Annotated in this window: 12 protein-coding genes and 1 pseudogene; 3 read left to right on the plus strand and 10 right to left on the minus strand. The window is 67.6% G+C overall.

The annotated features are described in order from the left end of the window. Nucleotides 1-128: 128 nt before the first annotated feature. From coaBC to lnt, 9 genes and pseudogenes are all read right to left on the minus strand, one after another. Nucleotides 129-1,354 (minus strand): annotated as a pseudogene (gene coaBC, locus KA248_09925) (bifunctional phosphopantothenoylcysteine decarboxylase/phosphopantothenate--cysteine ligase CoaBC). Between the two features lie 6 nt (nucleotides 1,355-1,360). Then, nucleotides 1,361-1,981, minus strand: a complete 621-nt coding sequence (gene gmk, locus KA248_09930; GenBank protein ID MBP7830222.1) for a guanylate kinase — start codon at nucleotides 1,979-1,981, stop codon at nucleotides 1,361-1,363. Further along, a complete protein-coding gene (locus KA248_09935; GenBank protein ID MBP7830223.1) occupies nucleotides 1,978-2,862 on the minus strand; it encodes a YicC family protein in 885 nt (294 codons plus the stop codon). The genes gmk and KA248_09935 overlap by 4 nt, the downstream gene beginning before the upstream one ends. After that, a complete protein-coding gene (trpB, locus tag KA248_09940; GenBank protein MBP7830224.1) occupies nucleotides 2,859-4,079 on the minus strand; it encodes a tryptophan synthase subunit beta in 1,221 nt (406 codons plus the stop codon). The genes KA248_09935 and trpB overlap by 4 nt, the downstream gene beginning before the upstream one ends. Next, nucleotides 4,061-4,711: a phosphoribosylanthranilate isomerase gene (locus tag KA248_09945; protein ID MBP7830225.1), complete on the minus strand. Its 651-nt coding sequence runs from the start codon at nucleotides 4,709-4,711 to the stop codon at nucleotides 4,061-4,063. Before KA248_09945 ends, trpB begins: the two co-directional genes overlap by 19 nt. Nucleotides 4,712-4,716: 5 nt before the next feature. Next, nucleotides 4,717-4,905 carry a hypothetical protein gene (locus tag KA248_09950; protein MBP7830226.1) on the minus strand — a complete coding sequence of 63 codons (189 nt, stop codon included), beginning with the start codon at nucleotides 4,903-4,905 and terminating at the stop codon, nucleotides 4,717-4,719. After that, nucleotides 4,902-5,690 (minus strand): indole-3-glycerol phosphate synthase TrpC, encoded by a 789-nt coding sequence (trpC, locus tag KA248_09955; GenBank protein MBP7830227.1) that lies wholly within the window; start codon nucleotides 5,688-5,690, stop codon nucleotides 4,902-4,904. The genes KA248_09950 and trpC overlap by 4 nt, the downstream gene beginning before the upstream one ends. A gap of 191 nt (nucleotides 5,691-5,881) precedes the next feature. Then, nucleotides 5,882-7,051: a peptide chain release factor 2 gene (prfB, locus tag KA248_09960; protein ID MBP7830228.1), complete on the minus strand. Its 1,170-nt coding sequence runs from the start codon at nucleotides 7,049-7,051 to the stop codon at nucleotides 5,882-5,884. 3 nt (nucleotides 7,052-7,054) lie between these two features. Next, nucleotides 7,055-8,644, minus strand: coding sequence for an apolipoprotein N-acyltransferase (lnt, locus tag KA248_09965; protein ID MBP7830229.1), 1,590 nt, complete (start codon nucleotides 8,642-8,644; stop codon nucleotides 7,055-7,057). A 94-nt stretch (nucleotides 8,645-8,738) separates the two neighbouring features. Between lnt and KA248_09970 the strand changes: the two genes are divergently transcribed. From KA248_09970 to pabB, 3 genes are read left to right on the plus strand one after another with little or no spacing between them, the layout of a single operon-like run. Further along, on the plus strand, nucleotides 8,739-10,307 hold the full coding sequence (locus KA248_09970; protein MBP7830230.1) for a hypothetical protein: 1,569 nt from the start codon (nucleotides 8,739-8,741) through the stop codon (nucleotides 10,305-10,307). Between the two features lie 27 nt (nucleotides 10,308-10,334). Further along, nucleotides 10,335-11,606 carry an adenosylmethionine--8-amino-7-oxononanoate transaminase gene (bioA, locus tag KA248_09975; GenBank protein ID MBP7830231.1) on the plus strand — a complete coding sequence of 424 codons (1,272 nt, stop codon included), beginning with the start codon at nucleotides 10,335-10,337 and terminating at the stop codon, nucleotides 11,604-11,606. Then, on the plus strand, nucleotides 11,603-13,324 hold the full coding sequence (gene pabB / locus KA248_09980; protein MBP7830232.1) for an aminodeoxychorismate synthase component I: 1,722 nt from the start codon (nucleotides 11,603-11,605) through the stop codon (nucleotides 13,322-13,324). Before bioA ends, pabB begins: the two co-directional genes overlap by 4 nt. Nucleotides 13,325-13,344: 20 nt before the next feature. On the opposite strand, the gene KA248_09985 is transcribed toward pabB, so the two are convergent. After that, the gene (locus tag KA248_09985) at nucleotides 13,345-14,259 is read right to left on the minus strand and encodes a glycosyltransferase family 9 protein (protein ID MBP7830233.1); all 915 of its coding nucleotides are present in this window, start codon (nucleotides 14,257-14,259) and stop codon (nucleotides 13,345-13,347) included. Nucleotides 14,260-14,278: the final 19 nt, after the last annotated feature.

The raw sequence follows: 14,278 nt of genomic DNA on the forward strand, positions 1-14,278 counted from the left end.
TGACCACGCGACGCCGCGATCGATAGGCCATCGGTCACGGCGTCACTCACCGTATTACAAAAGGACAGAATGCCCTCATCGCTTTGCATCGAAATAAAAATAGATCGACCTGCGCCGATCGTCAACGCTTATCGTGAACTTTTTTTTCCGATCGACCGTCCTCGCGCGGCCGGCGTCGCTCGACGATCGCGCATGGACCGCTCGATCCGCCGCACGAGTTTCATCCCCACGCGCGCCTTGCTCATCAGCGGCCACGCCTCGCGCGTGCCGTCCGCCGCGAGGAGGATCACGCGGTTGGTGTCGGTCTCGAAGCCCGCGGTTCTGCCGGACACGTCGTTGGCCACGATGAGGTCGAGCCCTTTCTCGTTCAGCTTCCTTGCCGCTTCCTTCTGCGGCGCGCCGGTCTCCGCGGCGAAGCCGACGTACAGGCGCCGCCCCTTCAGCGGGCGCACGTCGCGCAGGATGTCGATTGTGGGCGTGAGTTCCAAGCGCAACGAGCGGCGCTTCCCTTTTTTAATTTTCTTCTTCGCCGCCGCCGTGGGTCTCCAGTCCGCCACGGCCGCAGCCATGATCAATGCGTCACACCAACGGATCTTCCGTCGCACGGCCCGGCGCATCTGCTCCGCGGTGATGACATGCATTACTTTCTCATTGGAAGGAGGTTGCAACAATACGGGGCCGGAGACCAGGACCACCTTGTGCCCGCGTTTCACGGCTGCAGCCGCGATGGCGTAGCCCATTTTACCGGAAGAACGGTTGCTGATGAATCGGACGGGATCGATGGGCTCGCGGGTCGGACCGGCTGTCACCAGGATGTTCATGCGCCCAGCGCGCGCGACACTTCCGCGACGATCAGATCGAGGTCCGCGAGCCGGCCCGCGCCGACGATGCCGCACGCCAGTTCACCGTGCCCGACGTCGATCACACGCACCCCGCGCTGCCGAAGCGCGGCCAGGTTGGCCTGCGTGGCCGGGTGGTTCCACATCTTTTCGTTCATCGCCGGCGCCACGACGAGCGGCGCCGTGCAGGCGAGCGCGGTCGCGGTGACGATGTCGTCCGCCAGGCCGTGCGCCAGTTTCGCGATCACGTTGGCGGTGCAGGGCGCGATGACCAGCGCGTCGCAGGAGGCGAGGTCGAGATGCTCGAAAACCGACGCCGGCATCCCTTCGCACTTGCCCGCGGCGACGGGATGCCCCGTGAGCGCGTGGAACGTCAGCGGCCCGACGTATTTCGTCGCCGCCTCGGTCATCATGACCCAGACGTCCCACGACTTCGCGGTAAACCGGCGGACCAGTTCCGCCGCCTTGTACGCGGCGATGGACCCGGTGACGCCCAGCACGACGCGCTTGCTCATGGCCGCCTACTTTCCCCCGCGGATCAGGTGATGCTCGGCCAGGATGATCGCGCGCAGGTTGTCGTAGGCCTCCGCGAGGTCGTCGTTGACCACCATGTACTTGTATTCCGTCCACCGCGCGATCTCGTTCTCGGCCTGCTTCAGCCGGCGCGCGATGGTCTCGTCCGTGTCCTTGCCGCGCTTGGTGAGCCGGTTCCGGAGCACCTCCAGGGACGGCGGCACGACGAAGATATCCACCACCTCGATGCGCATCGGGTCGCCCGCGGGGGCCCGCCGGGCGTATTCCCGGACGGCCGCCGCGCCCTGGACATCCAGGTTCATGAGGACATCCCGGCCCTCGCTTAACGCCTTGACTACAGGTGTTTTAGGCGAGCCGTACAGGTTGCCGTGGACGATGGCATGCTCCAGGAATTCGCCCTCCGCCAGCTTCCGCTGGAACTGCTCCTGCGTCAGGAAGTAGTAGTTCTTCCCGTCCACCTCGCCCTCCCGCGGGGCGCGGGTCGTGCTGGTGATGGTGTAGAAGAAGGACGGGAACTCGGCGTAGAGCTTGTCGCAGAGCGTCGTTTTCCCGGCGCCCGAGGGCGCGGACACGATGAAGACCTGGGGATGTCGGGGCAGCGTGATCATTCTATGTTTTGCACCTGTTCTCGTAGGCGTTCCAGTTCCGCTTTCACATTCACCACGCGCCGCGCGATGGCGGCATCGTTGGCCTTCGATCCAATGGTGGTGGCCTCGCGCAGCATCTCCTGGGCGAGGAAGTCCAGCGAACGGCCCACGGCCCCGCCGGCCCGGAGCATCCGGCGGGCCTGCCCGATGTGGCTCGCCAGCCGCGTGAGTTCTTCGGCGATGTCCGCCCGGTCCGCGAAGAGCGCCAGTTCGCGGAGCACCCGTTCGTCCGCCGCCTCCTTCTCGAAGCCGGTCTCGCGAAGCCTCGCCGCCAGTTTCGCGCGATACTGCCGGAGCACCTCGGGCGCCCGCTCCCGGATCGCGGACAGGTCCGCGTCCATGAACCGGAGGCGCTTCTCGATGTCGCGGCGGAGCGCGGTCCCTTCCCGCCCGCGCATGCGCGCCAGTTCGGCGAGCGCGCGCACCAGCGCCGCGCGGACGACCGGCCAGGCCCGGTCCGCCTCGCGCGCGGGCGGCTCGAACCGCACGACCTCCGGGAGCTGGAGCAACAGGTCGGGACTGAAATCCCCGCGGAGGCCGACCCGGCGCGCTGTCCTGCGCAGCGCCTGGACGCAGGCCGAGGCCAGGTCCTCGTCCACGCGCAGGTTCCGGCGCCGCAGGGCGGCGGACCACTGCGCGCTGACGGCCACGCTGACGCGACCCCGCGAAAGGGCCTTCCGAAGCTCCTCCTCGATCCGCGGGGCCAGCGAGCCCAGGACCGGGGGCAGGCTGACGGAGCAATCCAACTGCTTGCGGTTGACGGAACTGACCTCCACTTCCGCGCCGATCCCTCCGCGGGCCGCCTGCCCCCGCCCATGCCCTGTCATGCTCTGAATGCTCATGCCGTCGGTCCGCCGTGATTCGCGCTCCACGCGGAGACCTGCTGCACGTCTTTATCGCCGCGCCCGGACAGATTGACAAGGACCAAGTCCTTTTTCTTCCAGCGGCGCGCGTTCTTGATCAGCCAGGCGACGGCATGGACCGACTCCAGCGCGCCCAGGATCCCCTCCCAGCGGGCCAGGGCGTAGAAGGCGTCCACGGCCTCGCGGTCCGTCACGTGGCTGTACTCCGCGCGTTTCAAATCCCGCAGCAGCGCGTGTTCCGGGCCGACGGCGGCGTAGTCCAGGCCCGCGCTGACCGAGTGGGTCAGGCGGATCTGCCCCTCGCGGTCCTGCAGCACCCACGTGCGCGTGCCCTGCAGGACGCCGACGCGGCCGTCGGCGAACCGCGCCGCGTGTTGCCCGCTGCGGATGCCGAGCCCGCCGGCCTCGACGCCGATCAGTTCCACGCCGCGGTCCTGGAGAAAAGGATAGAACAGGCCGATCGCGTTGCTGCCGCCGCCGACGCAGGCCACCAGCGCGGACGGCAGCCGGCCCTCCTGCCGGAGGATCTGGCGCCGCGCCTCGCGCCCGATGACGCTCTGGAACGTCCGGACCATCACGGGATAGGGATGCGCCCCGTAGGCCGTGCCCAGGACGTAGTGGGTCGTGCGCACGTTCGTCACCCAGTCGCGCATGGCCTCGCTGATGGCCTCCTTCAGCGTCTGCTGGCCGGCGGTCACGGGCACGACCTCGGCCCCGAGGCTGCGCATGCGGAAGACGTTGAGGGCCTGGCGCTCCATGTCCACCTTGCCCATGTACACGACGCACTGCATGCCGAAGAGCGCGGCGCAGGTGGCGGTGGCGACGCCGTGCTGGCCGGCGCCCGTCTCCGCGATCACGCGCTTCTTGCCCATCCGCCGGGCGAGCAGGCACTGGCCGACGCCGTTGTTGATCTTGTGGGCGCCGGTGTGGCAGAGGTCCTCGCGCTTGAGGTAAATCTTCGGGCCGCCCAGCTCGCGGGTCATGCGCTCGGCGAAGTACAGCGGTGTCGGGCGGCCGACGTACTCGCGCAGGTAATACGCCAGATCGCGGCGGAAGGACGGGTCGCGCCGCGCCGCGCGAAACTCGCGCTCGAGTTCCTGGAGCGGGGCCATCAGCGTTTCGGGGACGAACATCCCGCCGTACGGCCCGAAGTGGCCGTGCGCGTCCGGCTCCGTGTCTATGCGTTTTCGCGGCATGCCCGAATGAATTCTTCCGCTTTTTTCAGATCCTTGCGGCCGGGCGAGAGCTCGACGCCCGAGCTGACATCCACGCCCCAGGGCCGGACCGTCCGGATCGCCTCCGCCACGTTCTCCGGCGTCAGGCCCCCGGCCAGCACGACGGGTTTCCCGCAGCGCTCCACGAACGCCCGCGCCGCGGCCCAGTCCCCCACCCGCCCGGTGCCCCCGGGCGAATCGGCACTATAACTGTCCACCAGGAACGCGTCAACGAAGGCGGCCTCGCCGGGGCCCGGCGCCTCGCGGTCGAGATGCAGGGTTTTCCAATGTTTGGAAAATTCGCGGATTATTTTTCCAATGTTTGGAAAAATCTCCGGCTTTTTTTCCAATGATTGGAAAAACCCGTACTGGACGACATCCAGGCCGGCCTCCCGGACCGCCGCTTCCAACTCCTCCGGCGGGGCATTGACGAACACGCCGACCTTCAAAAGTCCCGGCGGCAGCTCGCGGGTCCAGGCGGCCACGTCGGCGGGCCGGACGCACCGCTTCGAGCCGGACCAGAAGACGAAGCCCAGCGCGTCGGGCCGCAGCGCCGCGACCGCCTGCACGTCGGCCCCGTTGGCCAGGCCGCAGATTTTTACCAATACCGGCACAAGTCCTAGTGCTTGAGGGCCGTAAGGATCAGCATGGGCCCGACGAAGAAGGCCTTGCCGATGAAGTAGAGCCCGATGCCGGTGGACATCACGTCGTCACCGTGATCGAACCCCACCTTGGTCAGGATCCACAGCCCCGCCGCCGCGCACAGCACGAACGCCACGAGCCCCGACAGAATACCGACTGTTTTCATGATGCGCCCTCCCAAGCCTGCCCCATCAGTTCACGAACCGCCCGCTCCACGTCCGGCTGACGTAAAAGCTGTTCGCCCACCAGCACCGCGTGAACGCCCGCGCCCTTCAGGAGCAGGACGTCCGCCGCGGTACGGATCCCGCTCTCGCTGACCAGTGTACACCTTGCCGGCGCGAGTGTCTTCAAGCGTTCGGTGGTTCCGAGGTCCACCGTGAACGTGCGCAGGTCGCGGTTGTTGACCCCGATGCACTCCGCGCCGCTCGCGGCCGCCCGCCGCATCTCGGCTTCGTCATGGACCTCGAGCAGGACTTCCAGCCCGGCCGCCCGGCATTCCGCGAACAGGACCGACAGTTCCCGGTCGTCCAGCGCGGCGGCGATCAGGAGGACGGCGGACGCGCCGATCGCCCGGGCATGCCAGACCTGCCAGGGGTCCACGACAAACTCCTTATAAAGAAGAGGCAGCGGCACCGCCGCGCGGACGGCGAGGAACGCCTCCTCGCCGCCGGCGAAGTACTTGCGGTCCATCAGCACGGACATCGCCTGCGCGCCGGCCCGGGCGTAGGAGGCCGCGATGGCGGCGGGCTCGAAGGGCTCGCGGATCGCGCCCGCGGAGGGCGACCGGCGCTTGGCCTCGGCGATCAGGCCGATCGGCGCGGCGCGAAGGGCGACGGCGAACGGCGGCGGGGGGGCGGCCGGCGCGGCGCGAAGCATTTCGATGGGCCGGTCCTGTTTCCAGGCGGCCACTTCTATCCGCTTGTGGGCGAGGATTTCGGAGAGGATGTTCACAGGGTTCAGGATTCAGGGTTCGGGAGTTCAGGATAACAGCGCTGCACGTCCCTGGCCATTCTGTCATTCCGAACGCCAGCGAGGAATCCCCTTTCCCTCCACCCGCAGGGATCAGGAGATCCTTCGCTGCGCTCGGGATGACATGCATTCATGGCTTCTTGCAGGAGGGCTTATCGCATGAACAGGCGCCGTTACGATTCGGAGGCTGTCCCCGGGTTCTGGCGGAGATAGGCCTGGATGAACCGATCGAGGTCGCCGTCGAGCACGGCGTCGGCGTTGCCGGTCTCGACGTCGGTGCGATGGTCCTTGACCATGGTGTACGGCTGGAGCACGTAGGACCGGATCTGCCGGCCCCAGGCGATCTCGCCCTTCTCGCCGTAGAATTTCTCCATCTCCTTGCGTTTCTTGTCCGCCTCGTACTCGTAGAGCTTGGCCATCAGCATCTTCATGGCGCGGTCGCGGTTCTTGTGCTGCGATCGCTCGGCCTGGCAGGCCGCGACGATGCCGGTGGGCAGGTGGACGAGCCGCACGGCGGAATCGGTCTTGTTCACGTGCTGGCCACCGGCCCCGCCGGAACGGTAGGTGTCCACGCGCAAGTCCTTGTCGTCGATCTCGATCTTGATGGAGTCATCTACCTCGGCGACGACGTCGAGTGAGGCGAAGGACGTGTGGCGGCGTTTGTTCGCATCGAAGGGGCTGATGCGAACGAGGCGGTGGACGCCGCGCTCGGCGCGGAAGTAGCCGTAGGCATAGGGGCCGCGCACGAGGAAAGTGATGCTCTTGAGTCCGGCCTCCTCCCCCGAGAGCGAGTCCATGATCTCGACCTCGAAGCCGTGGTCCTCGCAGTAGCGGCGGTACATGCGGAAGAGGATGCTGGTCCAGTCGCAGGACTCGGTCCCGCCGGCGCCGGCGTGGAGGCTCAAGTAGGCGTTGTTGGCGTCGAAGCGCTGACTCAACAGCAGCCGGATTTCAAGCGCGGAAAAGTCCGCCTCGACCCGCTTGAGGTGCCCCTCGATTTCGCGCAGGACGGATTCCTGCTGGGCCGGGTCCTTCTCCTGTTCGGCCAGTTCCAGAAGCACGCCGGTGTCCTCGATGTCGCGGGCGGCGGTGTCGTAGGGATCGAGTACGCCGCGCACGGCGTTGGTCCGGGCGATGATGTCCCGGGCCTTGGCCTGGTCGTTCCAGAACTCGGGCGCGGCGGCGAGGGCTTCCAGTTCGGCTAGCGTCCGGCGGCGGGTTTCGACGTCAAAGATACCCCCGCATCTCCTCGAAACGCTTCTGGAGGGCTTGCCATTGTTGCTGGAGTTCGTAGAGCATGGGGAGGTGTTCGGTGTTCGGAAAAACCATTCACTATTCGCTATGTACTATTCTCTTCTCTTTGTCTCATCCCGGCCGCGCCGTAAAGAAAAAAACAGCGACAACACGCCGATTCCCGCACAGGACTGGGCGAAGCGGTCGCCGTGGCGGGTGTAGAACGTCAGGGGCATGTCCTCCGCCGGCACGCGGACTTCGGCCGAACGCATTCCCATGACGCGGGTGAATCCGTTCCCGTCGTCGAGCACGTCGTGGACGCGGCCGCGGCGGTCGATGAAGCAGGAAATCCCCGTGTTGGCACAGCGGACGGCCGGCACGGCGTTCTCCACGCAGCGGAAGACGCACTGGATCATGTGCTGTTTCGGCGCCCAGCCGGGATCGAACCAGGCGTCGTTGGTCTGGTTGAACAGGACGCGGGCGCCGTGGCGGACGGATTCGGCGGCCAGCGGGGCGACGGTGTCTTCGAAGCAGATCAGCACGGAGAACGGGATATCCGGCCGGTCCAGCCGGAACACCGTGCTCGTGTGGCCGGGCGAGAAGCTGGCCTGGATCGGCGTGAGCGCCTGGACAAACGGCAGGAACGGCTGCAGCGGCACGTACTCGCCGAAGATCACGAGATGCCGCTTGTCGTAGCCCTTGACGATGATGCCGTTGGTGTCGAAGAGGAAGGAGCTGTTGTAATAGCGCGGCCCCTCGTCGAGCCATTCCGTGTCCATCGAGCCGACGAGCAGCGGCGTCCCGTTGGTGACCATCTCGACCGCGAGGCCATAGCTGGCCTCGCTGTCGCGGATGTCGTCGGGGACCGCGGTCTCGGGCCAGACCACGAGGTCCGACCCGCCGACGCGCAGGGCCTGCTCGGTCAGGGTCCGCAGGCGCCCGTAGATCATATCGAACTTGGCGGCGGTCCACTTCTCGTCCTGGGGGATGTTGGGCTGGACCACGGCGACGCGCAGCGGCAGGCCTTCCGCGCGATCCGCGCGCAGGCTCCGCCAGCCGTACGCCACCGCGAGGGCGACGGCCAGGAAGCCCATCATCAGCTCGGGGTGCGGGCGGCGGCCCCAGCGGCCGCGGACCTCGAGGTAGCGCAGGATCGTCAGGGCGAGGGCGGCGTTGGCCCAGACCACGAGCGCGGAGACGGCGTAGACCCCGCCCCCGCGCGCGACCTGGATCAGCGGCAGGTTGGCATATTGCGAGACACCCAGGGGGTTCCAGGGCCAGCCGGTGAAGAGCGTGGAACGGAGATACTCGGCGCCGGTCCAGGCGGTGGTGACCAGCGCCATGAGCGCCAGGTTGGCCAGGCCCGACGCGGCGCCCCGGCGCGCCGTCCAGGCGGAAAAGAGCAGGACCGGCGGGACGAACCAGAGCGCGCTGTACAACGACAGAATGATCCAGCCGATCCCCGTCACGCGCGTCAGCCAGCTGATCGACCCCAGCCAGAAGACCGCGCCGGCCAGGAATCCCATCTTCACCGCGCGGCGCGGCGGAAGGAAGCGGGCCGTCAGCAGGAGCGGGACGAGGGCCACCCACGCCGCGTTCCGCCATTCCAGCGGGGGGAACGCCGCGAAGAGCAGCAGCCCGCTCAACGAACCCGCGGCCGCCGGCAGGGCGGCGCGGATCCTCTCCTGGAAGGATGCGCTCATATCCCGAAAGCGCGAAGAATAGCGGAATCCGGTAAAGTCGCAATCTTTGACGCCGTCGGGCGGGTTCTGCTATCGTTCCATCAAGGAGAAGGCCATGAAAAAGCTCATTGGGTTGCTGTCCATCGCGCTGTGTGCCGACGGCGCGGCGCAGGATTACATGTACGAGACGCTGGACCGTTACCTGCTGGGCCCGGTCTCGGCCTACCCGGGCTGGGGCGCAACCAACGTGCTGCCCGTCTTCACCAACACGCAGCCCGCGCAAGTCTCCAATGTGCATCCCGCCTCCAGCCCGAACGGCCTCCTGTTCGCCCCGCCGGCCGCGGGCAAGCAATGCACGCTGGCCGCGTACACGAACCTGGACGCCCGCTATGACTACGAGGGCGACAATCATCCCGTCCTGCGGACCTCGTTCATGCTGTACAAGGAGCACGCGCGGCAGGATTTCAGCTTCATGCAGGGACGGGATTTCGCGGATATGTGGATCGGGACGGACACCAGCGACGGTACGATCATCGTGGATGAGATCGACACGGGCGCCTCGTACGTCACGGGCCGGTACGCGGAGGTCGTGTACCTGTACAACATGTCCAACAACGACCATTGCGTGCAGTACGACGGGATGACCATCGTGCCCTGGGCCGGCACGGACGCCCCCTCCCTGACCCAGGTGGTCCACTGTGCGTTTTGGCGGATGCAGGATGCCTATCCCGGAGCGCAGTTGTTCGTCGACCATGTTCGGATAGACAAGCCCACGCCCGGCACGGTGGCCTGGTTCCGGTACGAGACGCCCACGAACGTCGCCGGCGACCACGCCGGGTTCTTCCGGGCCTCGAGAATTGACGGTGGCTGGAATGAAGCGGTTGCCGCCTCCACTCCCTTGCTGGACGGCGTCCAGGAGAGGGCCAACGACCTGGGGCGGGCCAGCTTCCGGCTGACCGAGCTCCTGCCGTGGACCAACACGACCAAGATGACCGAATGGACCCTGGAGGCCATCCTCGCGGCCCGGCCCGGGGCCGTGGGCACGCCGGGCAACCTGCAGATTCTCGACTGGGCGACCCTCACGGGCTTCAATACCACCAATGCGCAGGTCAACCTGGTCTGGCTGCGCACCACCCAGCACTTCTCCCTGTACCTGCGCGACGCCCAGCAGACGACCACGGCCAACCAGTACCTTCCGTTGCAGGGCGCCATGCCCGCCGACGGCCGCTGGCACCACTTCGCCCTCGTGAAGACGGGGGCCTGGATGACCGCCTACGTGGACTACCGCCCGACGGACCACTGGCCCCTCGACGGCACGGCCTCGGGCGACTACGAGTTCTACGCCGCCAGTCACGCGCGCATCGGCGAGTCTCACAACGGGGGGAACAGTTCAAACCCCGACCAACTCCTCGACGAAATGCGATTCACCGCGCGCGCCCTGCGGACGGACGAATTCCTCCAGTTCGGCCAGCCGGAGATCGTGTCGCCGCCCGACCCTGCGGCCGCCAACTGGAACCTGGACGTGATGACGATCTCCGGCCGCACCTACAACGTCGAGACCGCCTCCCGGCCCGGGGCCTCATCCTGGAACACCCTGCTGCCCGCCACCGTCGCCACCGGCCATTACAGCACCTTCACGATCCCGGCGACGACCAACCGGTCCCTGCGGATTGTGCGGCCGTAGCCACTAGGACCTGCGAGAAGGGCACCCATGCGCAACGGGGTTGAACCGCGCCGTCTCTGGCATCCGTATACGAGGCATTCCGCCGTGGAGGCGGGGTTGCCGGAGATCGTGCGGGGCGAAGGCCTTCATCTCTTCGATGCCGAAGGGCACCGGTACGTGGATGCCATCGCGTCGTGGTGGTGTGGCGCGCTGGGCCACGGGCACCCCCGGATCGTCGAGGCCATCCGGCGGCAGGCGGGCGAGCTGCAGCACAGCATCCTCGGCAACCTGTCCCACCCCCGGGCGGAGGAACTGGCGCGGCGGCTGGCCGATCTCATGCCGACGCCGGACCGCCACGTCCTGTTTGCGTCCGACGGCGCCAGCGCGGTCGAGGCCGCGCTGAAGATCGCGCTGCAATACCGGACCAACACCGGGCAGCCGGGCCGGGACCGCTTTGCCTACCTGGAGGAGGCCTACCACGGGGACACGCTGGGCGCCGTGTCGGTGGGCTATCTCGAGGGTTTTCACAAGCCGTTTCAATCGGTGCTGTTTCCCGCGTTCGAGGTGTCCGTCCCCGCGTTTTACCCCTCGAATAGCGTCGAAGAGGACATCTGCTTCGAGGAAACGGCCGAAGTCTTCAAGCGTCACAGCCACGAGCTCACCGCCCTGATTGTCGAACCGCTCTGCCAGGGAGCGGCGGGCATGCGGCTGTACTCCCCCGCCTATCTCCGCCGGCTGTCCGATCTTTGCCGGAAGCACGACGTCCTGCTGATCGCCGACGAAATCGCGACGGGGTTCGGGCGCACGGGCCGGATGTTCGCGTTCGAGCACGCGGGGGTCGACCCGGACCTCGTCTGCGTCGGCAAGGCCCTGTCGGCCGGCACCCTCCCGATCAGCGCGACGATCGTGAAGGACGAAATCTACCGGACGTTTTCTGACGCGCCCGAGGATCGTTCCTTCTATCACGGCCACACGTTCTGCGGAAATCCGATCGCCGTCGCGGCCGCCCTGGAGGCCCTGCGGGTCTACGAGGAAGAGGGAATCTGGGAGAAAGCCGCGGCCCTTGAGGAAGTCTTCCGGACCGTGCTGGAACCCTTGAAGACGCGGCGCGGCGTGCTGGAGGTCCGGGTACTGGGCGCGATCGCGGCGGTGGAACTGGACTCCGCCGCCGCGGCCCGGACCGTTCGCGACCGCCTGCTGGCCCGCCGCATCCTGTCCCGGCCCCTGGGAACGGTCGTCTATCTGATGCCCCCGCTGAACATCGGGCGCGAGGCGGCAGCCGACCTCGCCCGCTCGCTCGTCGAAGCCATCACGGCATGATCGAAGCCCGGTTTCATTCCTTTTCCCGTGCGGGCGGATGGGACATCCACCTGGCCGATCCCCGCGAGGTGCATTCGGCCGACAAGCTGCCGGACGTGCTTCCGCTGGTCCGCCGCGCCGAGGCCTCCGCGCGCGGGGGGAAGTGGGTGGCCCTGCTGTTGAGTTACGAGTCGGCCTCCGCCTTCGATGCCGCGCTGGTCACGCGCGAGCCGGGCGCCTTTCCGCTGGCCTGGATGGCGGTGTTCGGCGAAACCCGCGATGTACGCCCGGCGGCCGCGGGCGCGGCCCCGAGAGCCTGGCACCCTTCGATATCCCGCGAAAGTTATGAATCCGCCATCCGCCGAATCCGCGAGTACATCGCCGCCGGCGACACGTACCAGGTCAATTACACCTTTCCATTGCACGCGGACTTCCGCGGCGACGGCGCCGCATGGTTCGAGCGCCAAGGGCCGGCCCAGGCCGCGCCCTGGAGCGTCTTTGTGGACACCGGCCGCTTCCAGGTCTTGAGCTTTTCGCCGGAACTGTTTTTCGACTGGAGCGCCGGGCGGATCGTGTGCCGGCCGATGAAGGGCACGGCGCCTCGCGGCTTGTGGTTCGAGGACGACGAGACGCGGGCCCGGACGCTGGCGGAGAGCCAGAAGGAACAAGCCGAGAATCTGATGATCACCGACATGGTCCGGAACGACCTCGGGCGGATCGCGCAGGTCGGCTCGGTGAGAACCACCCGGCTCTTCGAGGTCGAGCGGTACCCCACCCTTTTCCAGATGACCTCCTCGATCGAAGCGCGGGTGCGGCCCGGGACCCGGCTGGCGGACGTTCTCCGCGCGCTCTTTCCCGGCGCCTCGGTCACCGGCGCGCCGAAGGTGCGCACGATGCAGATCATCCGCGAACTCGAACCGCATCCGCGCGGGCTCTATACCGGCGCCATCGGGCTTTTGCAGCCGGACGGCACCGCGCAATTCAACCTCCCTATCCGCACGGTCGTCGTGGATCGCGAGGCCGGCGCAGCGGTGTTCCATACCGGTGGCGGCGTCACGTGGGACTCGACCGCCGAGGGTGAATACGGCGAATGCTTGTTGAAGACGGCGTTCCTGAACGAATCTCCGCGCACCTTCTCGCTCCTGGAAACCCTGCGGATCGAAAACGGCGGATATTACCTGCTGGAAAGGCATCTTCGGCGATTGCGTCAATCCGCGGCCTATTTCGACATTCCGCTGGACGAGTCCTTTCTTAGGACACGGTTGGCCCAATTCGCGGCGGACCGGCGCGCGGGGACCTGGCGGGCGCGGCTGTTGCTCCAGGCCCGCGGGGAAGTCGAGATCGAGGCCCAGCCGTTGATTCCTGCCGCCGCGCCGTGGCGTGTCGCGCTGGCGAACGAGCCGGTGAACAGCCGCGATCCCTTCCTGTACCACAAGACCACCCGGCGGGAAGTCTACGACCGGCACCGGGCGGCGCACCCGGACTGCCGGGACGTCATCCTCTGGAACGAACGCGGGGAGGTCACGGAATCCTGCCTGGCCAACGTGTCGGCGGTCATCGGCGGGCGGGAATGCACGCCGCCCGTCGCCTGCGGCCTGCTGCCGGGAACGCTGCGGGCGGAGCTGCTGGAATCGGGCCAGCTGGAAGAGCGGGTATTGCGCAAGGACGACCTGGCGCGGGCGGAGGCCGTATGGCTGATCAATTCCGTCCGAGGGCGGGTGGCGGTGACGTGGGCCTGAACGGCGCGGCTCCGGAACCGTCAGGCCAGCAGTTCCCGGACAACCTGGAGCACGGACTCGACGCGCACTTCATGGAGTTCGGAGCCGGGGGCGCGGATCACGCGCACGCGCGGGCCGCGCGGGCCCCAGCGGGCGGCGTCGGACGGGCCGAAGAGGGCGACGGTCGGAATACCGAGCGCGGCGGCCAGGTGCGTGATGCCGGAGTCGTTCCCGACGTACAGGCGGCAGGCGGACAGGGCGGAAGCGACCTGGCGCAGGGAAGCCTCCTTCAGGACGGGGCGTTCGGGGTCCATGCCGGCCAGCGCCCCGGCGATCCCGCGGTCGGCCTCCCCGAGGAGATAGAAGAAGCTGCATCCGGCATCGGCCGACGCGCGGCGGGCCAGTTCCACGAAGCGATCGGCGGGCCAGTTTTTCTTCGGGCTGCCGCTGCCGGGATGAACGGCCAGGACCGGTTCGCGCAGGCCCTGTTCGGACAGCCACCGGCGGCCGGCCGCCCGCTCTTCCGCCGGCCAGTCCAGGACGGGCCGCTCGCCCTCCGCATAGAGGGCCAGGCTCTCGAGCGGTTTCATCAGGTGCTCGATGGCGTGCCCGCTCTCCACGATCGGCGAACGATAGAGAATGACCCGCGCGCCGGCCCGCTTGAGATTCTCCCGGACCAGGCCGGTGGGATCGTACAGGTAGGAGATCACGAAATCGAAGGAGCGCAGGTAGGCGATCTGTTCCGCCGGGAACTCGGGGATCGCGGAGAAGAACCGGGCCATGCCGGCCCGCTCCAGGGATTCCACGCGATTCACCAGGCCGCCGGCGAGGGCCAGGCCCGCCACGTGGGGATAACCGATCACCTCAATCCAGGCGTCCGGCCAGCGGGCGCGGAGGGCCTGCAGCACGGGCAGGGTCAGGAGGAAGTCCCCGATCGCCCCGCCCCGCAACACCATAAATCGAGCCGGCCGGGTC

This window comes from Kiritimatiellia bacterium, assembly GCA_018001225.1.
Taxonomy (GTDB): Bacteria; Verrucomicrobiota; Kiritimatiellia; order CAIQIC01; family JAGNIJ01; genus JAGNIJ01.